The organism is Glaciecola sp. G7-5, from assembly GCF_055808975.1.
Genome location: NZ_CM147892.1, coordinates 904,101 through 929,483, shown reverse-complemented (window position 1 = coordinate 929,483; position 25,383 = coordinate 904,101). Strand labels below are relative to the sequence as shown.

Below are 25,383 nucleotides of genomic sequence, written 5' to 3'. Positions count from 1 at the left end.
CTCATTACGAGCTATTTAGGTAAAGAACATTTAAAGTTTAAGAGGACAAATTATGAGTCAAGGTAAGGTCGTCCAAATCATTGGTGCGGTTGTAGATATTGAGTTTCCTCAGTCTGCTGTACCAAGAGTGTATGACGCACTAAAAGTGACCGAAGGTGACTTAGAAGGCTTAACATTAGAAGTACAACAACAATTGGGTGGCGGCGTAGTACGTTCAATTGCAATGGGTACTACTGATGGCTTACGCCGTAACGTAGCAGTTGAAAACACAGGTGCTGCTATTCAAGTGCCAGTGGGTGTTGCTACTCTAGGCCGCATTATGGATGTACTAGGTAATCCTATCGACGAAGCAGGCCCCATTGGTGAAGAAGAGCGTATGTCTATTCACCGTGAAGCGCCAAGCTACGAAGATCAATCAAGTTCAGTTGAACTACTTGAAACAGGTATCAAGGTAATCGACCTTGTATGCCCGTTCGCCAAAGGTGGTAAAGTTGGATTGTTTGGTGGTGCTGGTGTTGGTAAAACCGTTAACATGATGGAGCTTATTCGTAACATCGCGATTGAGCACAGTGGTTATTCGGTATTTGCTGGTGTTGGTGAGCGTACTCGTGAAGGTAACGATTTCTATCATGAAATGAACGAGTCTAACGTACTTGATAAAGTATCTTTGGTATACGGTCAAATGAATGAGCCTCCTGGAAACCGTTTACGCGTCGCGTTAACCGGCTTAACAATGGCAGAGAAATTCCGTGACGAAGGTCGTGACGTACTTTTCTTCGTTGATAACATCTACCGTTACACGCTTGCAGGAACAGAAGTTTCAGCATTGCTTGGACGTATGCCTTCAGCGGTAGGTTATCAGCCTACGTTGGCTGAAGAAATGGGTGTATTGCAAGAACGTATTACCTCAACTAAGACCGGTTCAATCACGTCAATTCAAGCGGTATACGTACCAGCGGATGATTTGACGGATCCATCGCCTGCAACTACCTTTGCTCACTTAGACGCTACTGTAGTACTTTCACGTGATATCGCCTCGCTAGGTATATACCCAGCTGTTGACCCACTAGATTCTACTTCACGTCAGCTTGACCCGCTTGTTATTGGTAAAGAGCATTATGATACTGCTCGTGGTGTTCAGTCTGTTCTACAGCGTTATAAAGAACTTAAAGACATCATCGCTATCCTTGGTATGGATGAGTTATCTGAAGAAGACAGACAAGTGGTTTCACGTGCTCGTAAAATCCAGCGCTTCTTGTCACAACCTTTCTTCGTAGCAGAAGTCTTTACAGGTTCTCCTGGTAAGTATGTATCTTTGAAAGACACAATAAGTGGCTTTAAAGGCATTCTTGAAGGTGATTATGACAGTCTTCCAGAACAAGCTTTCTACATGGTAGGTTCTATCGAAGAAGCTATGGAAAAGTCTAAGAAGTAATCACTATAAATAACCTTAGTGTTATTTAAGGAGCTTAAGAATGGCAATGACAACACACTTGGATGTAGTAAGCGCAGAAACAGAGATATTTTCTGGACTGGTTGAAACCATTCAAGTAACCGGTAGTGAAGGTGAGCTAGGAATACATCCTGGTCACGCACCTTTAATTACCCGTTTGCAGCCAGGCATGGTCAGAATAGTAAAACAGCATGGTGCTGAAGAGCTAATTTACGTCGCTGGGGGTATTTTAGAAATACAACCTAGTGGTGTTGTTGTATTAGCCGACACCGCTGTACGTGCAGAAGACCTAGACGAAGCTGCAGCAGAAGCCGCGCAAAAGCACGCTCAAGAGAAAATCTCTCAAGGTGGTGCTGACTTCAATTACGCAGAGGCGGCAATTGAACTAGCCGAGGCTATTGCACAATTACGCTTGATTCAAAAAATGAAGAAGTAAATGTGACATACTTTTAAAAAGCCCAGCAAACGCTGGGTTTTTTTATGTCTTTGTTACCTAAGTTGTATTCTATAAATTCCCGCCATCGCGTATACTTCCTCCAAATTTTTGCATTTATAAACTCAAAATAGAGCTGAAAACCTATGCCAAAGACTCAAGTAGATGCACTGCTGGGCAAGCACAAAGAGCTTACTCACAGTGACAATATGAAAGTTGTTTCCCATGTACAACGAGAAGATGGTGACTGGTGGTTGCATACGCTTATGATTGAGAACGTTGATGTTCCTTTTAAATATAAACGCAAAAAGCCCTACAAAGCGCTAAAGGGCGCTCGTGTTAATATGACCTATTATCCGAGCACTGAAGAAGTGGCCGGGATATCGTTTGAATACATGAAGGTGGTTAGACTAAAACGTAGCTAAGTGAGTTAAAAAAAGCAAGCGCTGCTCTAGATACTTGCCATTTTTAATTGGTTTTTCCCCAGTTCTTTTGCTTCGTACACTTTTTTATCGGCTTTGTTAATTATCATACTGAGGAATTTACCTAAGTTGTTGTTTGCCCCATCAACTGATACCGATTGAACCATTGAAGCGCCCATACTAACCGTGATAGGTAGTGTAATAACTTGTTTTTCTATTTTGCATACATGTTGCTTAAGCGCGTTTTGGATGCGCTCAAATACGAGAATAACATCCTGCGTTTCAGCATTAGGTAATAGCAATATAAATTCCTCGCCTCCATAGCGGCCCAACACATCGGTATCTCGCAAATTTTGTTGTACGATTTGAGTAAAGTTTTTAAGTACAGTATCACCTACTTCATGCCCAAAGCTATCGTTGATATTCTTAAAATTGTCGATATCAATTATTGCTACTCCCAAGGGAGAAAATTGTTTATTTTGTTTGCGCAGTAAAGCTTTTGCTTGTTGCATAATATTGCGGCGATTTGGACAGCCGGTGAGTGCATCGGTCATGGCTAGTTTTTCCATACTCAGTTTAGTTGCTCTTTCCCTTTTATATACGTACATGAGTAATACAACCAAGAACAATGAAACGAATATAGCGACACTTAAAAAACGATTCATACTTTCATTCTTTTTGATAATAATGGATTTTATTTTATTATCTTGGCTTAATTGGCGGGCGTTGCTTTGTGTTAGTTCGACCTCATACTGCACCATTAAACGCTGCGCTTCTTGTTCTTTCTTTGTCTCGTAGTCGCTTTCTTTTATAGCCGTCATTGCTTTGTAGAACGATAGTGCTTTTTGGTATTCTTGTCGTCTTTCATGAACGAGGTAGCGAGATTGATATAGTTCTATTGTACCTTGTGTTTCGCTACCGCTTTTATTTAACAACGCCAAGGCCTCTTCAGTCACTCGAAAAGCGTCATTCCAGCGACCAAGGCCAATTAAAAATTCTGATTCAAAAGAAAGTGCTTCTACTATTTTTTGAGAATATTTAGTCTTACGATAAATATCTGTTGAAGCCTCAATAATATCAATTGCTTGACTGGTCTCACCTATACCGTGTTTAGCTCGTGCTAGTAACTCGTTTGAGAATGCGAAGAACATCTCGCTTTCTATCTCTTTTGCTTTTTGGCCGGCAAGTTCAGCAATACCGATTGCCTCTTCCCATTGTTCTAGCATAAGTAGATTTAAGGCAATGTTATGATGGTTTACGACAATATCAATGGAATCAGCGAGTTCTCCCAAGGTGTACATACTTCGTTCATAAAACTCGATGGCATTTTTATAGTCACCCATAGTGTAATAAGTATTGCCAATATACATTAGGGCACCAGACACTTTTTTTGTTTTGGCTTTTGCTGTTAAGTTAGTACTTTGCTGGTACAAACTTGCAGCTGTTTGTAGACTTTTTAGGCCTTCTTTATACTTACCTGTTCGCACGAAAAATTGCCCTAAGGCCATATTGCCAAAAGCCTTATTTTCAATTGTTATATTGTCATTGGCTATGTATTCAGGCGCGGTGCTGAGTATAGATTTCGCGCTTTCGTAGTTCTGTAACATCAAAAGGGCATTTGCCGCGTAAATTTTTAAGCGGAAGTATAGGTTAATCGTATTTTTATTGTCTCGAATGCGGTGAGGTGTATTTATACGCCTAAACGCCTCTTTAATTTCAACATATTTACCCAAGTCATGCATAAGCTTGAAGGTCTGTTCGTTGAGCATCAAAAGATAATGTTGGTCTGGAATCTGTTTTTGTAACTCATGATCAATTAAGAGATTAAATTCGCCTAGCTTTTGATCCGGGCTAAATGCTGAGTTTTGATTAATGTCGTTTATGCTTTGCAAAACGATATTAGCGCTGTCACCAACTTGCGCAGTCGCGTGAAGGTTAATCATGCATAAATTAGCAAGTAAAAATATAAAACATACAAACGTTTTCTTCACATTTTTCTCGTAAATTGGGTTGCATTTTTACCAAGTGAACTAGTTCATTTTCGTACTTTAGACCACTACTATTGCGAAAGTCAGTAGCCTCCACACCGTATATTTTATCGCTACTATTATATTTGTAAGTATTTAATACAATACCTTGTATATTCTAAGAAACCTTACAAAAAATAGCTTAATTTCAGAGTGTCTTATTTTAGTATTTATTAAAATACCTGATGCTATTTGCGCTGCCTAAAAGTGCGAAAAACGGTGTTTTAACCATCAGTTAATCATACCTTTCATCTTTACACTTTTGATTTGCAAAAAAATTTTCTCGTTATTTTATTTATTAGCTTTTCAGTATTGCATCCACAAAACGTATATGGTGCTTAGCATTATCATTAATCAATAAATCCTCGTTAACAGGTCTATTTTTTGTGTGCTATTATGAACTTATGTGCTTTGCGTACATCAGAGCATGTATTAGCGCCTGTTTGCTTTGGGTAATGTATCCCATCTTCAGCGTAAACAATTCACAGTGGCGAAGATAAATTGACTCTGCGCTCTGCTCAACTATTTCAATCTCACCGAGGGTGCTGTATAAACTCCGCATGAAAATTCCAAAACGACTACAACCCTTGGTTGACGATGGTTTAATTGACGAAGTGCTTTACCAATTAATGAGCGGTAAAGAGGCAACTGTGTTCGTGGTAAAAAGTCAGGGCGATGTTTGTTGCGCCAAAGTATATAAAGAGTCAATGAAGCGCAGTTTTAAGAAAGCCGCGCAGTACAATGAAGGGCGTAAAGTACGTAATACTCGTCGCGCCCGTGCAATGGAAAAAGGCTCAAAATTTGGTCGCAAGCAACAAGAAGATCAGTGGCAAAACGCGGAAGTCGATGCCTTATATAAACTCGCTGCGGCTGGCGTAAGAGTGCCACAACCCTATGGTTGTTACGACGGCGTGTTGTTAATGGAACTCATCGCTGATGAACAAGGTGAAGTTGCCCCGCGCCTAAACGATGTATCGATGTCTGCTGAACAAGCCATAGAAGACCACGAGCAAGTGATGTTTTACGTTCAACTAATGTTGTGCGCAGGCATAGTGCATGGTGATTTATCTGAATTTAATGTATTAGTTGACGACTATGGGCCTGTAATTATAGATCTTCCTCAAGCGGTTGATGCTGCTGCAAACAACAATGCTTTTAGTATGCTGAAACGCGACGTACGCAACATGACCGAGTATTATGCTGAGTTTGCCCCGCAATTGTTAAAAACACATTTCGCAGAAGAAATGTGGGCCTTGTTTGAAGCTGGTGAATTAACGCCAGATACTGTGCTAACGGGTCATTTTGAATTTGACGAAAGTGAGGCAAACGTTGATACCGTAATGGACGAAATAAAAGCGGCCTTTGACGAAGAGCAAGAGCGCCTTGAAAGAATTCGTAGCGCTAACGAGCCTGATTAGGTTTTCTATGTTTTTTCATCATAGCCGCCAATGCATGCGCTTGCGGGTCTTTAGTATTCATCAATCCTGCGTATACGCGGTCTTGATCATCAGCACTTCGCTGCAAACCAAGTTTCATTTGTGCCTCGAAGCGCGTGACCGAGATTTTTATACCAACAATCCCCTTTAGCAATTTATTGATGTAGGCTTTATCCATAAAGCCTGCCCCTTCAAATAGAGAGGGTTCATATTTAGCGCAAAGCTTATCAAGACTGTCCATAAGCTCGGTTAGCGACAATAATGATACCTTTCCATAAGCATGCACAACGCTGTAGTTCCAAGTTGGTACGCTTGGTTTACCGGTGTACCATGTTGGCGAAATGTAGGCATGAGGACCACTAAAAATCACCATCACTTCTTCGTTTTCTATGCTCTTATGTTGGTCATTGGCTTTTGCCATGTGTCCTATTAACGCGCCGTTTTCACCTATATTTGTGTCTAAGACGAAAGGGATATGTGTTGCACTAATAGCACTATTTCCATTGTCGCTAAGGGCCGCGCTATCTGCGTGTGATGAGCAAGATACTAAAGCAGCAAAGCCGAATTCGTGAATAAAACCGTGGATATCAGCTAAGTTATTACATTTATTGCTATTTGGTATGAACATTTTTCTTCCTTTAGCTTAAGGTAGTTCAACTAGGGCGTGACGCGCTATTTTTTCTTGTAACTGCATTTTTAGCTTTGGCCATTCAGGTCTAATAATACTGTAAAAAGCACTGCTTCTCACAGAGCCATCGTGCATAATGCGGCAGTTGCGATGCGTACCTTCATAAATAGCACCTAAGCCCTCAATGGCTTTGCGTGAGGCAACATTTTTTTCATGGGTTTGAAAGGCAACTCTATTCATTTTCAATTGGCAAAAAGCATATTCGAGTAACAGTAGTTTACAGCGCCGGTTTATATTTGTTTTTTGCGCCTGGGGGGTCAAAAAGGTATAGCCAATTTCAATCGCTTTGTGAGCTAAGGATATATTTAAATAACTACTTGAACCGACCACCTTGTTAGTTTGTTTATCGAAAATTACAAAAGGCAATAAACTAGCATTTTTCTGCATTTCTAGGCTTTCAGTTACCCAGGCCTTGCTAGATTCTAAATCTAAACAATATGCCTGTGTTGTCCAGCGCCAAATAGATTGATACCTGCCGGCTTCGTAGAGCGCTTGTGCATGAGTAGTGCTCATTGGCTTAAGTTTTACATGTTCGTCTTCAAGACATATTGATTCACGTATTTGCTGGGTCATGTTGCAGTCTTTTCAATAAAGTAGAAATTATGGTTAATACTAGATAGTTTTGGTCTAATATAAACAACCAATATTAAAAATTTGAATAGACCAGAAAACCATTGTGAAGATATTTACCCTAGCTAAAGCAAATCCAAACCTACCTAAATACTTACAAATTGCTGAAGTGATTCGTCGCAATATTCGCAATCAAACGCTAAATGCCGGAGAAGCTTTACCAAGTGCTGCTTCTCTAGGGCGAGATCTACACTGTAATCGTCATACGGTAATGAAAGCTTACGGTGAGCTCATCGCCGAAGGCTATGTGGAATCTGCTGAACGTGTTGGCTACAAAGTCATTTCGTCCTTGCCGGTTGACCTTGTCTTTAAACATGTTAGCTCGCAAGCCACACCCAAGACCAATGTGCACCAATACCGTATTGTTCGCCAAGGCAGTATATTTAGCGATAAAAATGCGCAAAGTTATGATTTTAATCTTGCTGGCGGGCAAGCAGATTTAGCATTATTTCCCTTCGCTGAATTTAAAAGCTATATGTCAGAATCACTCTCTCGTCCAAATATAAACGAATATGGTTATGGCGATGTGCAAGGTTCTCATACTTTGTTAGTAGAAGTAGCTAAGTATTTACGAAAATCTAGAGGGATAAGGGACAGGGAGATTGTGATTACAAATGGTTCCCAAGAAGCCATGTACATAAGTGCTCACTTATTACTAAAGCAAGGTGATATGGTAGCCGTAGAAGCACTAGGCTATCCTCCAGCTTTTGATGCCTTTCGCAGTACAGGAGCAGAACTAGTCGCCATAGAACAAGATGAATTTGGCATAGTACCTGCCAGCCTTGAAGCTAAAATTGCACAAGGAAATATACGTCTTTTGTATTTAACGCCTTTGCATCAATATCCAACCACAGTCACTCTTTCTCCGAGCCGCAGAGCTGAGGTTTATCAATTGGCGGCAATACACAATATTCCCATTATTGAAGATGATTACGATCATGAATTTCATTATTCTTGCCAGCCTTTACCACCTATCGCTACCGAGGATCCTAAGCAATTAGTGATTTATATATCGACCTTATCAAAAGTCTTATTTCCCGGTGCAAGAATTGGCTTTATGGCTGTTAACAAAGCCTTTGCAAAGCATGTCGCTCAGTATCGCTTACTGATTAACCACAAAAACAATATTGTAATGCAATCGGCACTAGCTAAATGGATGCAATCCGGTGGATTTGAGCGCCATATAAGGCGCACTACCCGCAGTTATGAACAACGGCGTGACAGAGCTTCCCATTTTTTGCGTCATCAAGGTCTGTTTGAATTTGCTCTACCCGATGGCGGCATGGCCTTGTGGCTAAAACTTAAAAGTGGCAGTGGCTCAACCAAGGCAAGTGAATTGTGCTCTGAAGCTAAACGCGCTGGGATATTCATTCAAGATGAAAATAGCTTTCATGTAGACAAAAGCCAATCACAAGACCAGCATATTAGAGTCGGTTTTGCCGGAATGAGTGAACAACGATTCATCGCTGCTATGGGTATTTTAGGAAGTTTACTCTGACGCTACACACCGCCCCACTCCCTGTCATCATTACCCCTCCACCGTCATAAACGTCCCTTCTCCATCATCATTGCCCCCTCCACCGTCATCATTGCCCCCCCCACCGTCATCATTGCCCCCCCACCGTCATATTTGCGAAGGCAAATATCTCCCAAAAACACCCCCAATACCACCAACCACATTCAGAAACTGGCCTTTGGTCTAGGTGACAAATACAGCAAAATACTTTTTAATACACTTGACGTAACAATTCTGTTAGTCGAATCAATAAAGGATTATATGATGAAAAATGGACTTGAATTAACTACTGAAGAATTAGCAAATGTAAACGGCGGCGTGGTGTTTCTTATTCCCCCTGCTGTTGGCTTTGCTGCAAAAGTTACCGGTATCTCATTAGGTATTATCACATCTGGCACAATTACCATGCTGGGCTTAACTTCTGCTTATCACGGCATATTTGGAGCAGAAGAATGAGAGAATTAAGCTTTTCAGAAATAAATGAAGTGTCAGCTGGCGCCTCTAAAGCGACCATTGTAAAAAGCGGAGCTCGTATTATTGCAAAAAATATTGCGAGAGGTTTTTTAATGGGTTCTGGTATTGGAACGGCAGCTGCAGTTGTGTGGTTTGCGGTCGACGCGTATATATATACTCAAAGCTAATTTAATAAAAGGTTATCGAGTTTACTTGATAGCCTTATTTAAGGAGAGGATGTGAATCGAAAATTTGAGGCAGTCTTTTTAAGTGTTGCAGTTTTGTTTTTTGCTTTATCACTGTTGATTGCAAATAAATCGAGCGAGTTTTATCCTGTTGGCCTGCTTGGCTTGTTATCCTCAACTTTGCTTTTTTTGGGGAGCGCTGATTTTAAAAATAAGCTTTACCGTTATGGTAAATTCTTTTTATGGTGTCAACTGTTGCTTTTCTTTTCCATAGTTAGCTTTCGTCTAGGCTTGTTGGGTATAGTGTTGGGTGTAGTGTGTTTTTTTGTTCTTTATTACACAATAAAATATATGGAAGAGTAATACGCTAAAAAGGGCTTTGCATTGCTTGTGCCGAAAGATTCGCGTTTCAGCGTTTTTGCAGCAACTGTCTTCTTCGCGAAGGCGAAGATCCCCTAAAAAGCATAGTAAATCCAATAGAAGTATACTGTTTATTAGCGTGTAATTTTGGAGATTCTTGCCTTCGCAAGAACGACGCGGGTGATGAGCAAGAACGACGCGGGTGATGAGCAAGAACGACGCGGGTGATGAGCAAGAACGACGCGGGTGATGAGCAAGAACGACGCGGGTGATGAGCAAGAACGACGCGGGTGATGAGCAAGAACGACGCGGGTGATGAGCAAGAACGACGCGGGTGATGAGCAAGAACGACGCGGGTGATGAGCAAGAACGACGCGGATGATATGCAAGAACGACGCGGATGATACCCAAAAAATCGATGCGGTTGCTGGGCAATAATGACAGTTTTGCTGTAAGTTTACTACGTATAATCAATTCAGAAGGTGTTGATATGTTTGAGGTAATTCCTCATCTCAAGGCAATAGCGAATCCAAAAGTGGTCATCCTTACTGGCGCTGGTATTTCAGCAGAGTCAGGGATAAAAACATTTCGGGATAACAATGGTTTATGGGAAAATCACAACGTTGAAGAAGTCGCCACACCCAACGCTTTTATTGCTAACCCAACGCTAGTCAATAGCTTTTACAATGCGCGCCGTCAGCAATTACTCGGTCCTGATGTGCGTCCTAACTTGGCTCATGTAGCCTTGGCAAAGCTAGCTAAGGTTATGCAAGAAAACGTCGTTTTGATAACCCAAAACGTTGATGATCTGCATGAACGTGCTGGGTTTGACGAGGTCATTCATATGCACGGTGAAATTTTGTCTGCTAAGTGCCCAGTGTCAAATAAGGCGGTTAGCATCAAGCATGATTTAAACAACCAAACAAAATGTAGCTGCTGCCAACCTGGTTTAGCGATGCGTCCAAATATAGTCTGGTTTGGTGAAATGCCGTACCATATGGACGATATTCAAAAACACTTATCACAAGCTGACTTGTTTGTGTCTATTGGTACCTCTGGAAATGTCTATCCCGCCGCTGGATTTGTTCAAATCGCGAATCAAGCAGGCGCTTATTCGCTAGAGCTCAATCTTGAACCGAGTGAAGGCCAAAGCGCGTTTAGCGAATGTCACTATGGTTTAGCTTCAAGCTTGGTACCACGTTTTGTAGATGAACTCATCGAGATTTTACATACTAAAAACACTTACTAAAACACGCTATATCAGCCGGTTTTGCCCAAAAGCGAGGGCTTAATAGGTGCCTTATTACATAAACTGATAAGTGTGTGTAAATATAAGTTGAATTAGATTTAGTTGCATGCGATATTTCACATATGTTATTTTTCATATGTGAATACTATGAACCCATGCACGTTTTTTAAATGCCTTGCGGATGATACTCGGCTAAAGTCACTCCTTTTAATTGCAAAAACCGGAGAAGCTTGCGTATGTGATCTTATGCAAGCACTTGAGCTTGACCAGCCCAAAACTTCTCGTCACTTAGCGCAACTGCGAAAGTGCGAAATTCTCATTGATGAAAGGCGCGGTAAATGGGTCTTTTATAAATTGCATCCAGCACTTCCTGCTTGGGCTCATGACGTTATCCTAAAAGCGGCCGAGTCCAATGATAGTTATTTCAAGGCGGCGTTACAGAAGTTACTTGCTTCGCAGTCGTCTACCCTCTCTTGTTGTTAATTTAAGGCCAATACCCATGAAAATTCTTTATATTTGTACTCACAACCGATGCCGAAGCATTCTATCTGAAGCCATTTCTAACCAAATTGCAGGTGATGTAATCGACGCTAAAAGTGCTGGCAGTCAGCCTGCTGGCATAGTACACCCATTGTCGCTAAAGTATCTTGCGCAAACTGGCTACGCTACAGATGGTCTTAAAAGCCAATCATGGGATGACTTTGAAAACTTTAAACCCGATGTTGTAGTTACCGTATGTGATTCTGCCGCAGGTGAAGCGTGCCCGTTATATTTTACCAACAGCGTAAAAGTGCATTGGGGCTTGAGTGACCCATCTAAAATAGAGGGCGACGAAACACAAATTGAGCAAGCATTTTTAGCCTGTATTGACGAAATAGCCGAGCGTGTTAAAAAGCTACAAATAATTGCTAAACAAAAATTAGATAAAGAAGCCCTAAAAATAGCCTTGGCCGAAATAGGTGCGCACTAATGGCAACAAATGATAAGCACTTGCCTAACGTCGATAAGGCTCTCTTAGATATTCCTAATATTGATAAAATGAGCATTAATACCTCAGCGCACAAACCACGAATATTGCTTTTATACGGATCACTGCGCGCGCGCTCTTTTAGCCGATTAGCTGTTGAAGAAAGCGCTCGCTTGCTCACTGAGTTTGGGGCAGAAACACGTATTTTTGATCCCAAAGGATTACCGCAGCCCGACACCGATGATGGTAGCCACCCTAAAGTTAAAGAATTGCATGAGTTGATGATGTGGTCAGAAGGCCAAGTATGGTGTTCACCAGAACGTCACGGTGCGATGACCGGCATTCTAAAGAGCCAAATCGATTGGGTGCCATTAAATATGGGGGGTGTACGTCCAACACAAGGAAAAACACTCGCTATCATGCAAGTTTGCGGTGGCTCACAATCATTCAATGCGGTAAACCAAATGCGAGTATTGGGACGTTGGATGCGAATGGTCACTATTCCTAATCAGTCTTCGGTTGCAAAGGCTTTCTTAGAGTTTGATGAGGACGGGCGTATGAAACCTTCTCCCTATTACAATCGCATTGTTGATGTAATGGAAGAACTAATGAAGTTCACATTATTGTTGAGAGACAGTAAAGACTATTTTGTTGACCGCTATTCTGAACGAGTTGAGACGGCTGAACAAGTCAGTCAACGCGTTAATCAAAAGACAATCTAAGGAGATAATTATGGGCTTATTTGAACGTTATTTGTCGGTCTGGGTTGGTCTTGCCATTATTGTGGGGATCATTGCTGGTACCACAGTACCTGATATTTTTGCAGTTATCGCTAAACTCGAGTTTGCACACGTAAATATTGTTATTGCGGTGCTGATTTGGCTAATGATTTATCCAATGATGGTGCAAATAGATTTTTCTTCGATAAAAGATGTGGGTAAAAAACCCAAAGGTTTGGTGTTGACCTTAGTTGTTAACTGGCTGATAAAGCCCTTCACAATGGCCTTTTTAGGCTGGCTGTTTTTTAAAGTGCTTTTTGCCGATTGGGTTGACCCTGAAACAGCAACCGAATACATCGCAGGAATGATTTTACTAGGTGTTGCCCCTTGTACCGCAATGGTATTCGTGTGGAGCCAAATGACTAAAGGCGATGCGAATTACACCCTAGTGCAAGTCTCTATCAACGACATTATTATGATTTTTGCCTTTGCGCCTATTGCTGGTTTATTGCTTGGCGTTACGGACATTACGGTCCCTTGGGATACCTTATTGTTGTCTGTGTTGTTATATGTTTTAGTCCCTTTAGTGGCTGGTGCGATTACGCGCAAAAAGCTCGATAACGGAAACGATCATTCAAAAATCGATAGCTTTCTTGCCATGATGAAGCCATGGTCGATTATCGGCTTGCTTACGACAGTTGCTTTGTTATTTGGCTTCCAAGCCGACACGATAATGTCAAAACCTGAAGCCATTGTGCTAATTGCGATCCCTTTGCTGATTCAAACCTATGGTATTTTTGCAATTGCTTACTACATGGCCAAGCGCATGAAACTGCCACATAATGTGGCGGCTCCTGCCTGCATGATTGGTACTTCTAATTTCTTTGAACTTGCGGTTGCTGTAGCAATTTCATTATTTGGACTGCATTCAGGCGCAGCGCTTGCGACTGTGGTAGGTGTATTGGTAGAAGTGCCGGTTATGCTGTCATTGGTGTGGTTTGCCAACAGAACGCGACATTGGTTTGCTTAATACGCCTGAGAAGGGCGACTAAGGTCTCGTGCATTGACTGCATATTAGCGTTGTTTATGATTACCAATCGTTTCTTAATTATGCTAAAACTCATTCACTAAGCTCACTGTGAGTGCATATGGTCATGTTAATAATATAATAGATAAACAACAAAAATAGACTAAGGCGCGTTATGGAATCAATAGTGTTAGGCGGCAATGGAAAAGAGCAGGTCACTTTCAATCTTAAGATGGCTAACCGTCATGGCTTAATCGCTGGAGCAACGGGTACAGGTAAAACGGTAAGCCTACAAACCTTAAGTGAACAGTTTTCTAGAAGTGGCGTACCGGTTTTCCTCGTCGATGCTAAAGGTGATTTGTCTGGGCTAGCATGTTCAGGGAGTGAGCATCCAAAAATAACGGAGCGCTTGTCTTTTATTGGTAAACAAAACCATGCTTTTGGTGCTAATCCGGTTGTGTTTTGGGACGTGTTTGGAAAGTTAGGTCAGCCTATTCGCACTACGGTAAGTGAAATTGGCCCTTTACTCTTATCTAATTTGTTGGAGCTTAATGAGACGCAGTCTGGTGTGCTCTACGCTTGTTTCAAAATAGCCGACGACAACGGCATGTTGTTACTAGATTTAGATGATCTGGTATCTATGCTGACTTACATGGGCGACAACGCAAAAGACTTAAAAGCACAATATGGCAATATTGCATCAGCGAGTATTGGCGCCATTCAACGACGTTTAATGGTGATGGAAGAACAAGGCTTTGGCGAGTTTTTAGGTGAGCCTGCGCTAGACATTATGGACCTGATGCAATGCGATATGTCAGGAAATGGTTTTTTAAACGTATTTGACGTGAGTCAACTAGTGCATAAATCGCCTAAGCTCTATGCTACGGTGTTACTGTGGTTGCTATCTGAGGTGTTTGAAACCTTGCCTGAAGCCGGTGATTTGGACAAACCCAAGTTCGTGATGTTCTTTGATGAAGCCCATTTATTGTTTGACGGCGCATCAAAAGAACTCATCGATAAAATAGAGCAGGTCGTTCGCCTTATTCGTTCAAAGTCAGTTGGAATTTATTTTATTAGCCAAAGTCCTTTAGATATTCCAGAAGACATTGCTGGTCAATTAGGCATGAAAATTCAACATGCACTGCGCGCTTTTACCCCCAAAGATAAAAAAACCTTAGCCGCGGTAAGCGACAGCTTTAGAAGCAATGAGGCTTTTGATACTAAACAAGTTATTACGCAATTGGGCATGGGTGAAGCACTAGTCTCCACATTAAATGAGAATGGCGCACCTACGCCAGTTGAAAGAACCCTCATGTGCCCTCCTCATTCGCGTATTGGTGCTGCAAACACTGAAGAACGAGCAGTTCAAATCACTCGCTCACCAACGCGTAGCAAATATGCGACCGCGGTTAACCGAGAATCGGCCCATGAAATGCTAGCCAAGCGCGCATTAGAAGCACAGGAAAATGCCGAGCGCGAAGCTGAAAAGGAAGCTCAAGAGAAGTCTAGCGCTCCAAAAAAACGTGCTAGCAGCCGCCAAAGTGTAGGCGAATCTTTTATGAAAAGCATTAGTCGAGCCATTGGCAGCCAAATTGGCCGACAATTGGTACGTGGTGTATTAGGCTCATTGTTCAAGCGCTAACTAAACTGCTTCAAGTGAACTTCGCTTTACGCACTCACTGTCAATAACATGCGATTGCGCCTGATTATTTAATTACTAATATGTAGCCAACAAAGGGGCAATAATAAATTGCCCCTTCAATAAGCTCTTAAAACTGAGTTGATATTTGAATGGCAGCTAGATTTTTGATGCCATCACCGCTTAAGTACTGGCGAAGCTGTAAGCCCATGGTTACCGCTCCTATCTCATAATTTACTTTACCCATGATAAATGCGCCGCCGTCGATGTCTATATCTTCAGAATAGCAGTTCGAACAATAGCTTATGCTACGTTCTGAGGAGACCATAAGGCTATAACCGCCTTGAATGCTGGCTGAGCCTTTGTTTTCTTCCCCAAAACGCATTTCGATACCGCTTGCCACACTTAAGGCTACCCCTGTCGCTTCAGAGCTCTCTGAAGAAATATCACCGTTATTAAATAAACCATCACCTTCTACAAGTTGCGTGAACGCGTCGTTGTCATCGTAGCTTAAAATATCAAAACCTACCGAGGTGACCCAATCGCTTTTGCGATAGTCACCATATAAGCCTACTGCTAGGGCCGTCGTATCTACGCCTTCAACCGAGGCGGCTTCAGAGTCGATATTCGCGCTCCCAATATAGCCAGAAAATGCCCATGAACCTAGTACATCAGCGTTGTCTTGTGAAAATGATGCTGTGCTAAATACAGCAAGTAAGCTTGTAAGAATAAGAGTTCTACGCATATAAATTCCGTTTAAAAAAATGTTGAAAAACAAGAAATGTTATGAAAGTTGCTAACATGTGTGTTCGCCTTGCCTAAGTACTTTTTAACTACTCATTTGAGCGCAGAGTATAATAAGATGTAAACTGTGCGCCCGCAAATAATTTGCAAGCGAAATAGCTGATTTTTCGGTGGTAATTTTTTAAGTTTCGGTAGTTTTTATCAACTAATCTAGTGTTAAATATTTCGCATTTCTGCGTAGTCAAGCGCGTGATTGATACCTCTTTGCTTGGCTTTATCTAAGGCCTTAGATGCCAACAATTGAAGACTAGCAACATCCACATCAATGCTACCACTTACGGAAATAAGCCCGATGTTAGTCCCAACATAAGGCTTTGAGTTTTTGAGTCTTCTAGCGAAGGCATCTAACCATATGTTTACCAGTGTTTTAGCTTCTTCATTTGAGCCCACTTCTACGCAAACTAAAAGGGAATTATCTGAAAGTCGGCCTATCATCGAAGATGCGCCGTCGATATTCTTTTGCAAACTTATTGCGAGGTTATCCAATACTGTTTTGTATTCGTTTTCGCTATTATTCTCGAGCAAGGTCGCTTCAATAATCATAATTGATAACAAACGGTTGGAAGTCTTGTTAGCACGTAGCTTATGGAGTATTTTGTTTGCGAATTCTAGGGTGTTTTCGACATCATAAAGACCGGTTTTACGGTCGACTTCTATACTTGATTCTAGCCGAATAGTCAGTTTATCGATTATGTTAACGAATACTTGCCCAAAGGTAAGGTGAAGTATTAAGGCTAATATCAGCCAAAGTGTTTTTGCAAAGCGTTCTTTTTCGACTAACGAACCACCTACGAAATCAGGAATACTGTCAGCAAAAATTCCAATGTATGCCACATAAACCACCAATATGCCGGTCAGCACAATGGCCAGTTTTCTTTTTAGTATTAAACACATCATAATCGGGATAATAGGCATTAATACGGTAAAGCGGCTGCTAATGCCACCAGAAAAGGTGATAGAAAGACACAATACTACACAAACACCCCCAATGAATAATATGCTATTGAACTTAGCTCGGGGGAAATAGCAAACAAAGACCGTCACGATGGATAGCAAAATACAGTTGAAGATGGCAAGCATAGTTAACTCTAGTGCTTGATTGCCCAAGATAAACATCGCGCTCGCGCCAACCACAGCAACCGCTGTTGTTAATATAGCCGAGTTTTTAATCAGGTTGGACTTGTATTTTTCGCCAGTAAGCACGTATTTACCTATTACACCGCGTGATTACTTATATCGGCAAAGTCATTTCTTTTATAAAGCTTTTATCGCTTTTTTAGGCTTATTTTTTCTCCGTGGTCTTAGTTTGGAAAATCAACAAAAGGTTTTATACCAAATTCGGGATAGACCTGTGATGGGTAATAAACATTGCCATCTTTTACCACCATAGCTATGGTTTTGATTGCTCTTAGGTCATTTAAAGGGTTGCCGGGTATTAAAAAGAAATCAGCAAGCTTGCCAACTTCAATACTACCGAGTTTATCCCCTTGACCTAAATAATTAGCCATGTCGTAAGAAGCACGCCTAAGCACCTCGGCATTTGTCATTCCAAGCTGTTGAAATAACTCAAGTTCTCTGTGCAGTTCAAAGGCACCACCAAGATCGGTGCCAGGCACTATAAAAATGCCTTTTTCGTGCATAAGGGTTAGGGTGTCCATTATTTTTTCAAAAGCAAATAAGTAGGCCGTATCTTCTTGCTCATTTTCCACATTCAGTAGGGCTTGTTTAGCTTGCCTTTGCACGCCTATTGGCATGTTTTTAATATAATCTAAAGTGCCTACTCGAGTTTCGCCATTGCGTGAGGTTAAGCCAAATTCATGGATCACCAAGGTAGGGTCCACAGCAATGTTTTTTTCCATCATAGTGTTGAGGGTGTTTTGCACTTTTTCGCTGTTCAAATCTAGGTCAGCGAAGCGTTTCATACCGGTAATGCGATACAAGGTGCGCGTATCTTCTTCACGCTCTAGCACCCAACTTAACATGACTTGATTAATATGCGTTATTTCGTCGTAACCGGCTGCTATCATCTCATCAACGTTTGAAAAAGCGGGTATATGACCAGTCACCCGCATGCCATATTTTTTAGCTTCAGTGGCCATATCAGCAACCCAGTCACCATTCACAGAGCTATAGACTTTAATTTGAAAGTAGTCGCCTTTTTCACCATACATCTTGACTAAATCAATGGCTTCTTGCTTGCTTGTGGCTAATTCGCCAGTAGCCGCAGAAAATTCGCTTTTGCCTTCAATAAAACCGCTTTTTGTGATCCGCGGCCCAATTAGCGTGTTGTTGTCAATTTTCTCTATTAAGGCGTCAAGCACATCTATTTCATTGCCCATATCACGTACCGAGGTTACGCCTGCCATGACATTCAATAAGGCGTCGTTGTCGCTAATATGGCCATGCATTTCAAACAAACCAGGCACTAAGGTACCGCCTTGGCCATCAATCAGTATTTCATCGGGTGATTCGCTGCTCACTACATCTTCAATCGCCACAATTTGGTTAGTGTTTACTACTACCGATTGTTTTTTGCTTAGGCTCAAGCTTACAGGGTCAAAAATACGTACATTGTTGATTCTTAGCAACTTGTTGAACTTATGCGTGACTTTTTTCGCAATGGTTTCAAACCTTGTGGCGTTTAAGGAGGCAGCAAGTTCACGTAAACGGCTGTCTTCATTTTCGTAGCCTTCACGAATCACGGCAAAACGAGGCGATAAAATAGCCAGCATTTTTTGTTCTGCATCCAGTGCGATGTAACTTGGGTCTAAGTCAATGCCATTGATTGCATAGACTTTTGCCGCCAACTCAAGGCCTGTGCTGGCATTGGTGACGCTTAGGTCTTGAATTGGCGTAATACTTAATTCACCGCCGGGTAGAACGGGGATTTTATTGTCTGGGTCATTCAGGAGAGCTTTGGCATAAATATGTAGGGCATATGGGCTTGGGCTTTGTCCAACATATATGGCATTGCCGCTATACGCTGCGTTACCTTCCCCATCACTCGCGCGCCAACTTGCGCGCTCGCCTTCAACAGAAAAGTACTCATCTACAGCGTTGCCAAATACGGTTTTACCTTCTATTGACCAAGAAACCGGCAAGCCCTTGTCTGAGATCCTCAAAGATTCAACGCTGCTCGCACCGCGTCCGTTGTTGCTAAAACCATAATCAATTTCATAGTTTTTTCCTTCTCTAACAACCACTAGGTTGCCAACGTTGGTACCACCAAGCAATACGTCAAACTTTTCAGAGCTTGTTGATTCATTTTCAGCAACAGAACACGCACTTAACAAAGTACTTAGGAGCAACAAAGCACAAATCATTGGATGGCTTGGGCGAACACTACGCATAATTGATCATCTTATTGTTTTAATTGGTCTGCGGTGAGTATTACATACCTTTTGATACTTGTCTTGAGGGGCTAGAGATAAGTCTGTAAATGCTCGCGCTGTCAGATAGATTTGGATGATAGTTGGCCAACATAAGCGGTGACTAGTTTGCAGCTGAATCACATGCTAATTTAGCTATTGTTCCATATTATTGACTAAACACTAACTACATTTAGAGAACCCTATGAATAAAAGCAAGCAACTGTTCACCCATATTTCCTCAGATGGTACGCTAACACTTTCACTAGATGAAGTAGAAGTAGCATCACCAAAGCCCCATGAAGTTGTTGTTAAAATTGAAGCGTCGCCAATAAATCCTTCTGATATGTGGCCGATGTTTGGGCCAGCTAATCTAGAGCAAGCTAGCTTTGATGAGCAAAGCAATACCCTCAGTGCACCGCTTTTCCCTGGGATGGTGTCGCGTGTTAAACCGCGCTTGGATCAAAAATTACCCATTGGCAATGAAGGTGCAGGCACCGTTGTTGCCGCTGGCGATAGTCCGCAAGCACAGGCGCTCATAGGCAAAACAGTCGCTGTATTAACGGGTGCATGCTATACACAATATAGCTGTGTACCTTTACAAGCTTGTATTGTCCACAATGAAGGAACGACGCCCAAACAAGCGGCCTCATCTTTTGTGAATCCACTAACGGCATTAAGTATGGTTGAAACTATGCGTCGTGAAGGGCATAGCGCGCTGGTGCATACCGCAGCTGCCTCTAGTTTAGGTATTATGCTTAATAAAATATGTATTGAGGAAGGCATAAGCCTAGTCAATATTGTACGTAAACCAGAGCAAGTTGAGATGTTAAAGGCATTGGGCGCTAAGTATGTTCTGAACTCAAGTAGCGAAAGTTTTAAAAAGGACTTATATGCGGCTATAGACGATACCGGTGCCACCCTCGCATTCGATGCAATTGGCGGCGGTAATTTGGTTAGTGATATTTTAAGTGCTATGGAAATGGTGGGTAGTAAAGATGCGATTGGTTTTAATACTTATGGTTCGCCTGACAATAAACAAGTGTATATCTATGGTGGTTTAGATTTTGGCCCTACAGTGCTAAATCGTGCTTATGGCATGACTTGGAATATAGGTGGTTGGTTGCTGATGCGTTTCTTAGGCAAGCTCGAAATAAAAGAAGTGTTGGCGCTGCATAAACGCGTAGCGAATGAGATTAATACCACTTTCGCACTTGAATTTAGCGAAGAGATTTCGTTGCTAGATGCGCTTGAGCCCAAGAACATTGCACGTTATAACGCTAAAAAGACGGGCGAGAAATTTTTAATTAACCCAAGCAAGTAATCTAGCTTATAAGCGTAGCGCTGTTTTTGGCAGAGGTGATGAAAAATAAGGCCGGGAATTGTATGAAAATTATTCGGTTTTTAGCTATGCAAATTTGCCAAACAGCGCGTTACGGTTTATCCTTAGGCCACTGTGTTGACGCTACGTCGACACTTCACACACACAAACATATAAAAAATAGATTAATCATTATAATTGTCATAATTCTGTAAACAAAAGCATGGACAATTCGCGCCGAAATTTACAGCATTATTCAATAAAAACACATAGGGAAACTTAAATGTTTACAAACACCAAAATAAGCAAAATCGCTTTAGCGGTTGCTTTATCGGTTGGTCTTTCGACTGCCACTATGGCACAAGAAACATCGTCTGCAATTGAAGGTACAATTACCAACCCAAGCGGAAATGCAGCCAGTGGTACCGTTGTAACTGTTATTCATATGCCATCTGGAACAGTGCGTAAAGCAACTGTAAACAGCAATGGTAGCTTCTCACTTTCAGGCTTACGTGTTGGTGGTCCTTATCAAGTAATTATTGATTCTGACACATTTCAAGATACGACAGTAGATGGCGTGTTTTTAAGCTTAGGTGAAGCATATGACGTTGATTTACAACTAGAAGATGCATCAAGCGTAGAAGTTATTACGGTTTCTGCTAGCCAGTTATCATCGTCTTTCCTTGGTCAAGTTGGTCCAGCGGCAACCTTTAATCTAGAAGATTTACAAAGCGCACCTGCTATCAACAGAAACATCACCGATGTTATTCGTCTTGACCCAAGAGTATATGTTGACGAAACGCGCGGCGACTCTAACCCAGTACAGTGCGTTGGTAAAAGTAACCGTTTCAACAGCTTAACTGTTGACGGCGTAAAAATGAATGACTCTTTTGGTCTTGGTTCAAACGGTTATCCTACTGTAAGAATGCCATTCTCTTACGACGCAATCGACCAAGTATCTGTTGAAATTGCACCATTTGACGTGGTTTACACTGGTTTTACTGGTTGTAACATCAATGCGGTAACTAAATCAGGTACCAATGACTTAACAGGTGGTTTCTTCTACGATTACGGCGATAGCGATTTTGGTGGTGATTCACTAGAAGGCGACGATATCAACGTACCTGATAATGATGATAAGCGCTACGGTTTTAACGTTGGTTTCTCTTTAATTGAAGATACTCTATTCGCTTTTGCTTCTTATGAAAAATATGAAGGTTCGAGCATCTTTACGCGCGGTGCAACTGGTTCTGGCGCCTTAAATGAAATTGATTTAAGCCAGTCTGATTTAGATAGAATCATTTCTATTTCTAACAATCTATATAACTACGATCCAGGTCCTGTCCCTACTAGTTTGCCAGAAGAAGACGAAAAACTGCTAGTTAAACTAGATTGGAACATCAACGACCAGCATCGTTTAAGCTACACCTACAACTACAACGATGGTTTCTTCATCAACACTTCTGACGGTGACTTTGACGAATTCGAATTACAAAATCACTTATACGAAGTTGGTGTTGAGCTTAACGCTCATCAGTTCTCTCTATATTCAGATTGGGCTGACAACTTCTCAACTGAGTTACGTTTATCTTATCTTGAAGTTGATAATAGACAGATTTCACTTGAGAACGCAGCCGGCATCGTTGGCGGAAGCCAGTTTGGTGAAATGCAAATTGATACTGGTGACGTAACTGTTTACATCGGTGGTGATGATAGCCGTCAAGCTAACGACCTTAACTATGATGTGGGCGGTTTAATCTTCCGTGGTAACTACATTACTGATAACGATCACAGCATCACCTTTGGTTTTGAACGCGAAGAATTAAGCGTATTTAACGTCTTCGTTCAACATACTGAAACTGAAATTCGTTTCAGAAGCATTGATGATTTCGAAGCTGGAACACCAAGTGCTATCTACTACAATAACGCGCCTTCAGGCGATCCAAATGATGCAGCCGCTGTTTGGGATTACGAAATCAACTCACTTTATGTACAAGACGAGTTTTACCCTACAGACGATCTCAAGTTAAAAGTAGGTTTCCGTTATGATTGGTACACCACGGATGCTGCCCCTGAAGAAAACCCTGACTTTACTGCTTCTTACGGTTTCTCAAACTCAAGCAACTTAGATGGCGAAGGTTTGTTCCAACCAAGAATTGGATTTAACTATTCATTCGACGAGTCTACAGATATTCGCGGTGGTTTAGGTATATTCAGTGGTGGTAACCCGAACGTTTGGTTCTCTAACAACTTCTCAAACAACAACGTACTACAATTTGGTCAACGTGGCCGTAACTTCGGTTATACCGATGGCTCTCGTTCATTATTTGACGACGATGTTGTATACGAAGCGGTAGAAAGTGGTGCACCAAATGGCCCAGGCTACGGTATTCCAAAAGAACTTTTTGATGCAGTTGCTGCTGGTGACGGTGCAAACTTCGAAATTAACTATTTTGACCCCGATTTTGAAATACCATCAGAAACTAAGTTGTCTTTAGGCGTAACTCACATCACTGATAGTGACTACGTACTGCAAGCTGACTTATTATTATCACGTACAAGCAATCAAGCAATCGTTTTACGCGGCGATTTAGAGCAAGTAGGAACGAACGACGAAGGTTATCCTATCTACGATAGCGTTAGACTTCCATCATTTGTACTTACAAACAGCTCAACGTCTAGTACCTCGTACACATTGTCATTTGGCCTAATGAAGGAATACGATAACGGCATTATGCTAACCACCGGTTATGCATATAACCATGCTGAAGATGTACAGCCAATGACTAGCTCAGTTGCTTTCTCTAACTACCAGTTCAGAGCATTTACTGACCCGCAAGAGCAAGTGTCTAGCTTGTCTGACTACAACATTGAACATCGTTTCACTTCTTCATTACGTTACGGTGTAGAGTTGCTTGATGGTCTAGAAACGACATTCTCTGCGGTAGGTCTGATTCAATCTGGTCGTCCTTATAGCTTTACCTTGTCTAGAAATGACAGTAATGGCGTTTATAACTTCACACCATTCCTTGATAGCAACAACGTATTGCCTATGGGTAACGAGCGTAACGGTGAAGATGGTTCATGGTGGAGCAAAATTGACGTTCGCGTAAACCAAGAGCTACCGGGTTTGTTTGAAGGCCACAGCTCTAGCGTGTTCTTCGTCATCGACAACTTCACTAACTTCTTAAATGACGATTGGGGTGTTGCAGAACGTGTGTCATTTAACACTGTTCAAGTTGGCGACACTACGCCAGAAAACAGAATTGGTGACGCGTCCTTATGGCAAATGCGTATAGGCTTTAACTACAACTTCTAGTAGTTACTGACTATCACTTAGCTACAAAAAAGCCCGGATATTCCGGGCTTTTTATTGTCTGCCAGTTTGTTAAAGCTTAGAGTTCTTCGTATTCGGTAAAGCATTTATACAACTTCGTTCTACTAAGTACTGATGCCGACGGAAAGTGCAATATAGGAATAAGCTTACAAGGTGCAATGACTTCATGAATGGCTTTGCTACTATCAAGGTCGTCAATATTCAGCACTTTTGCCATCACCTCTCCTCTTTGAACTTCCTGTCCCGGTTTAACCACATATTCCACCATCCCTCCAAAATCTGTAAACATGGTTTTATAGTTAGCCAATGAAACGCCGATTCTGCGCATCTTTTCAGGTCTAAATTCGTCCTGACTCAACACACCCTTGCAGGCCAAAAAGCCCATGATGCTGCGTGCATCTTTTTCACCCTCTTTAAAATCTATGACTTCTTGGCTTCCCATTTCAAGGGTAAAGGCCTGTACACCAAAGTCTAGCGATTTGCCGAGCTTGTCTTTTAATACCTCTTGAAGCGTCCACCACGGGCTAAAGCACGCTTCATCTAGCGCACCTGCAAATACATTGGGAATAAAAATACAATGAGGGATAGAAAATTGATGCGCCGCCTCTTTTGCATATTCTGGTATGTACACATGGCGAGTAGACACCGGGCCATTGTGCAAATCGAGCACAATATCGGCTTTAACCGCCATTCTTTGCAATGTTAGGTTAAGCTGCTGCGCCAAGCCTAAGCCCCATTTTTGCGCTAGCTTGTCTTCAATTGCGTCAGCCCAGAGGCTTCTAAATTTTTGCTTAATATCTTCTTGACTTTGTTTTTCGCTAACTGAATCAGCAAAACTATGCACTCTAGCTTCGTCATAAAAATAGCCGCGGTTCCAATTAGTGCCATTGACTGGATCAAAGCGCCCCATTGTATATTCACCGGCTTTAATGTTTGTGCCCACTGGATTGCAGTTAGGCACAAGGACAATTTCGCCTTTTATCGCGGTATTTTTAAGCGCCTGCAACAGATGGTAAATAACCACATTGCCCTGCACTTCTGCTCCATGTATCGAGCTTTGAATATACACACTTGGGCCTGGCTGATTGTCACTAATACGATAAATAGGAACGTTTAAACTGCGCCCTGAGGCGTTTTGGGCAACGGCTATGTAAGATTTATTTACGCGATTTTTTGCTTCTTGCATCATTTGTATAAACAGCATGAATAGTTAAGTTGCTCTGACAATAAAGCATCAACACCGCCTTGTAAATTATTCCCAATTACATCGGCTTAAGCTTGGCTTAAGTTTCCTATGACATTCTGCTCACATACCAATGCTTATTCTCCTCAACTGAAGTAAAAACAGA

Annotated in this window: 23 protein-coding genes; 16 read left to right on the top strand and 7 right to left on the bottom strand. The window is 41.7% G+C overall.

Going from position 1 to position 25,383, the window contains the following annotated elements; genetic code table 11:
* Positions 1–52 precede the first annotated feature (52 nt).
* The 3 genes from atpD (at position 53) to AC0L6H_RS04155 (ending at position 2,311) form a co-directional block, all read left to right on the top strand.
* On the top strand, positions 53–1,435 hold the full coding sequence (gene atpD, locus AC0L6H_RS04165; RefSeq protein ID WP_473392784.1) for a F0F1 ATP synthase subunit beta: 1,383 nt from the start codon (positions 53–55) through the stop codon (positions 1,433–1,435).
* Between the two features lie 40 nt (positions 1,436–1,475).
* Positions 1,476–1,889: a F0F1 ATP synthase subunit epsilon gene (locus tag AC0L6H_RS04160; RefSeq protein ID WP_473392783.1), complete on the top strand. Its 414-nt coding sequence runs from the start codon at positions 1,476–1,478 to the stop codon at positions 1,887–1,889.
* 143 nt (positions 1,890–2,032) lie between these two features.
* The gene (locus AC0L6H_RS04155) at positions 2,033–2,311 is read left to right on the top strand and encodes a hypothetical protein (protein WP_473392781.1); all 279 of its coding nucleotides are present in this window, start codon (positions 2,033–2,035) and stop codon (positions 2,309–2,311) included.
* 26 nt (positions 2,312–2,337) lie between these two features.
* Here the strand turns inward: AC0L6H_RS04155 and AC0L6H_RS04150 are convergent, their stop codons facing one another.
* Entirely contained in the window at positions 2,338–4,299 is a 1,962-nt protein-coding gene (locus AC0L6H_RS04150; RefSeq protein WP_473392780.1) for a tetratricopeptide repeat-containing diguanylate cyclase, read from the bottom strand.
* Between the two features lie 596 nt (positions 4,300–4,895).
* On the opposite strand from AC0L6H_RS04150, the gene AC0L6H_RS04145 reads away from it, so the two are divergent.
* On the top strand, positions 4,896–5,753 hold the full coding sequence (locus AC0L6H_RS04145; protein WP_473392779.1) for a PA4780 family RIO1-like protein kinase: 858 nt from the start codon (positions 4,896–4,898) through the stop codon (positions 5,751–5,753).
* Here AC0L6H_RS04145 and AC0L6H_RS04140 read toward each other — a convergent pair.
* Together AC0L6H_RS04140 and AC0L6H_RS04135 are read right to left on the bottom strand one after the other, a co-directional pair.
* A complete protein-coding gene (locus AC0L6H_RS04140) occupies positions 5,737–6,399 on the bottom strand; it encodes an FMN-binding negative transcriptional regulator (protein ID WP_473392777.1) in 663 nt (220 codons plus the stop codon). The genes AC0L6H_RS04145 and AC0L6H_RS04140 overlap by 17 nt on opposite strands.
* A gap of 15 nt (positions 6,400–6,414) precedes the next feature.
* Complete coding sequence (locus AC0L6H_RS04135) at positions 6,415–7,032, bottom strand: GNAT family N-acetyltransferase (protein ID WP_473392776.1); 618 nt, start codon at positions 7,030–7,032, stop codon at positions 6,415–6,417.
* A 103-nt stretch (positions 7,033–7,135) separates the two neighbouring features.
* Here AC0L6H_RS04135 and pdxR point away from each other — a divergent pair, with 103 nt between their 5' ends.
* The 10 genes from pdxR (at position 7,136) to AC0L6H_RS04085 (ending at position 15,207) form a co-directional block, all read left to right on the top strand.
* A complete protein-coding gene (gene pdxR, locus AC0L6H_RS04130) occupies positions 7,136–8,587 on the top strand; it encodes a MocR-like pyridoxine biosynthesis transcription factor PdxR (protein WP_473392775.1) in 1,452 nt (483 codons plus the stop codon).
* A gap of 132 nt (positions 8,588–8,719) precedes the next feature.
* Positions 8,720–9,061 (top strand): class IIb bacteriocin, lactobin A/cerein 7B family, encoded by a 342-nt coding sequence (locus AC0L6H_RS04125; RefSeq protein ID WP_473392774.1) that lies wholly within the window; start codon positions 8,720–8,722, stop codon positions 9,059–9,061.
* Complete coding sequence (locus tag AC0L6H_RS04120) at positions 9,058–9,246, top strand: hypothetical protein (protein WP_473392773.1); 189 nt, start codon at positions 9,058–9,060, stop codon at positions 9,244–9,246. The genes AC0L6H_RS04125 and AC0L6H_RS04120 overlap by 4 nt, the downstream gene beginning before the upstream one ends.
* A 51-nt stretch (positions 9,247–9,297) precedes the next feature.
* Positions 9,298–9,606, top strand: coding sequence for a hypothetical protein (locus tag AC0L6H_RS04115; protein ID WP_473392772.1), 309 nt, complete (start codon positions 9,298–9,300; stop codon positions 9,604–9,606).
* Between the two features lie 487 nt (positions 9,607–10,093).
* On the top strand, positions 10,094–10,852 hold the full coding sequence (gene cobB / locus AC0L6H_RS04110; protein WP_473394460.1) for a Sir2 family NAD+-dependent deacetylase: 759 nt from the start codon (positions 10,094–10,096) through the stop codon (positions 10,850–10,852).
* A 147-nt stretch (positions 10,853–10,999) separates the two neighbouring features.
* Positions 11,000–11,335: a metalloregulator ArsR/SmtB family transcription factor gene (locus AC0L6H_RS04105; RefSeq protein WP_473392771.1), complete on the top strand. Its 336-nt coding sequence runs from the start codon at positions 11,000–11,002 to the stop codon at positions 11,333–11,335.
* Positions 11,336–11,351: 16 nt separating this feature from the next.
* Positions 11,352–11,822 carry an arsenate reductase ArsC gene (locus AC0L6H_RS04100; protein ID WP_473392770.1) on the top strand — a complete coding sequence of 157 codons (471 nt, stop codon included), beginning with the start codon at positions 11,352–11,354 and terminating at the stop codon, positions 11,820–11,822.
* A complete protein-coding gene (gene arsH, locus AC0L6H_RS04095) occupies positions 11,822–12,541 on the top strand; it encodes an arsenical resistance protein ArsH (RefSeq protein ID WP_473392769.1) in 720 nt (239 codons plus the stop codon). Before AC0L6H_RS04100 ends, arsH begins: the two co-directional genes overlap by 1 nt.
* Positions 12,542–12,551: 10 nt before the next feature.
* The gene (arsB, locus tag AC0L6H_RS04090) at positions 12,552–13,568 is read left to right on the top strand and encodes an ACR3 family arsenite efflux transporter (RefSeq protein ID WP_473392768.1); all 1,017 of its coding nucleotides are present in this window, start codon (positions 12,552–12,554) and stop codon (positions 13,566–13,568) included.
* Between the two features lie 172 nt (positions 13,569–13,740).
* Positions 13,741–15,207: a helicase HerA-like domain-containing protein gene (locus AC0L6H_RS04085; protein ID WP_473392767.1), complete on the top strand. Its 1,467-nt coding sequence runs from the start codon at positions 13,741–13,743 to the stop codon at positions 15,205–15,207.
* A gap of 127 nt (positions 15,208–15,334) precedes the next feature.
* Here AC0L6H_RS04085 and AC0L6H_RS04080 read toward each other — a convergent pair whose 3' ends face one another.
* The 3 genes from AC0L6H_RS04080 to AC0L6H_RS04070 all read right to left on the bottom strand — a co-directional run bounded on the left by AC0L6H_RS04080 (position 15,335) and on the right by AC0L6H_RS04070 (position 19,358).
* Entirely contained in the window at positions 15,335–15,949 is a 615-nt protein-coding gene (locus AC0L6H_RS04080; protein WP_473392765.1) for a hypothetical protein, read from the bottom strand.
* Positions 15,950–16,164: 215 nt separating this feature from the next.
* Positions 16,165–17,211, bottom strand: coding sequence for a hypothetical protein (locus tag AC0L6H_RS04075; protein ID WP_473392764.1), 1,047 nt, complete (start codon positions 17,209–17,211; stop codon positions 16,165–16,167).
* Between the two features lie 98 nt (positions 17,212–17,309).
* The gene (locus tag AC0L6H_RS04070; protein ID WP_473392763.1) at positions 17,310–19,358 is read right to left on the bottom strand and encodes an amidohydrolase family protein; all 2,049 of its coding nucleotides are present in this window, start codon (positions 19,356–19,358) and stop codon (positions 17,310–17,312) included.
* 223 nt (positions 19,359–19,581) lie between these two features.
* Here AC0L6H_RS04070 and AC0L6H_RS04065 point away from each other — a divergent pair, with 223 nt between their 5' ends.
* A complete protein-coding gene (locus AC0L6H_RS04065) occupies positions 19,582–20,700 on the top strand; it encodes a zinc-binding dehydrogenase (RefSeq protein WP_473392762.1) in 1,119 nt (372 codons plus the stop codon).
* A 280-nt stretch (positions 20,701–20,980) separates the two neighbouring features.
* Complete coding sequence (locus AC0L6H_RS04060) at positions 20,981–24,016, top strand: TonB-dependent receptor (RefSeq protein WP_473392761.1); 3,036 nt, start codon at positions 20,981–20,983, stop codon at positions 24,014–24,016.
* A 76-nt stretch (positions 24,017–24,092) separates the two neighbouring features.
* On the opposite strand, the gene AC0L6H_RS04055 is transcribed toward AC0L6H_RS04060, so the two are convergent.
* A complete protein-coding gene (locus AC0L6H_RS04055) occupies positions 24,093–25,238 on the bottom strand; it encodes a M14 family metallopeptidase (RefSeq protein WP_473392759.1) in 1,146 nt (381 codons plus the stop codon).
* Between the last annotated feature and the right edge of the window lie 145 nt (positions 25,239–25,383).

Bases quoted from the DNA above. Each gene is read 5' to 3' on its own strand.
- atpD (WP_473392784.1), top strand. From the start codon at position 53: ATGAGTCAAGGTAAGGTCGTCCAAATCATTGGTGCGGTTGTAGATATT.
- AC0L6H_RS04160 (WP_473392783.1), top strand. From the start codon at position 1,476: ATGGCAATGACAACACACTTGGATGTAGTAAGCGCAGAAACAGAGATA.
- AC0L6H_RS04155 (WP_473392781.1), top strand. From the start codon at position 2,033: ATGCCAAAGACTCAAGTAGATGCACTGCTGGGCAAGCACAAAGAGCTT.
- AC0L6H_RS04145 (WP_473392779.1), top strand. From the start codon at position 4,896: ATGAAAATTCCAAAACGACTACAACCCTTGGTTGACGATGGTTTAATT.
- AC0L6H_RS04140 (WP_473392777.1), bottom strand. From the start codon at position 6,399: ATGTTCATACCAAATAGCAATAAATGTAATAACTTAGCTGATATCCAC.
- AC0L6H_RS04135 (WP_473392776.1), bottom strand. From the start codon at position 7,032: ATGACCCAGCAAATACGTGAATCAATATGTCTTGAAGACGAACATGTA.
- AC0L6H_RS04120 (WP_473392773.1), top strand. From the start codon at position 9,058: ATGAGAGAATTAAGCTTTTCAGAAATAAATGAAGTGTCAGCTGGCGCC.
- cobB (WP_473394460.1), top strand. From the start codon at position 10,094: ATGTTTGAGGTAATTCCTCATCTCAAGGCAATAGCGAATCCAAAAGTG.
- AC0L6H_RS04105 (WP_473392771.1), top strand. From the start codon at position 11,000: ATGAACCCATGCACGTTTTTTAAATGCCTTGCGGATGATACTCGGCTA.
- AC0L6H_RS04100 (WP_473392770.1), top strand. From the start codon at position 11,352: ATGAAAATTCTTTATATTTGTACTCACAACCGATGCCGAAGCATTCTA.
- arsH (WP_473392769.1), top strand. From the start codon at position 11,822: ATGGCAACAAATGATAAGCACTTGCCTAACGTCGATAAGGCTCTCTTA.
- arsB (WP_473392768.1), top strand. From the start codon at position 12,552: ATGGGCTTATTTGAACGTTATTTGTCGGTCTGGGTTGGTCTTGCCATT.
- AC0L6H_RS04085 (WP_473392767.1), top strand. From the start codon at position 13,741: ATGGAATCAATAGTGTTAGGCGGCAATGGAAAAGAGCAGGTCACTTTC.
- AC0L6H_RS04080 (WP_473392765.1), bottom strand. From the start codon at position 15,949: ATGCGTAGAACTCTTATTCTTACAAGCTTACTTGCTGTATTTAGCACA.
- AC0L6H_RS04070 (WP_473392763.1), bottom strand. From the start codon at position 19,358: ATGCGTAGTGTTCGCCCAAGCCATCCAATGATTTGTGCTTTGTTGCTC.
- AC0L6H_RS04065 (WP_473392762.1), top strand. From the start codon at position 19,582: ATGAATAAAAGCAAGCAACTGTTCACCCATATTTCCTCAGATGGTACG.
- AC0L6H_RS04060 (WP_473392761.1), top strand. From the start codon at position 20,981: ATGTTTACAAACACCAAAATAAGCAAAATCGCTTTAGCGGTTGCTTTA.
- AC0L6H_RS04055 (WP_473392759.1), bottom strand. From the start codon at position 25,238: ATGCTGTTTATACAAATGATGCAAGAAGCAAAAAATCGCGTAAATAAA.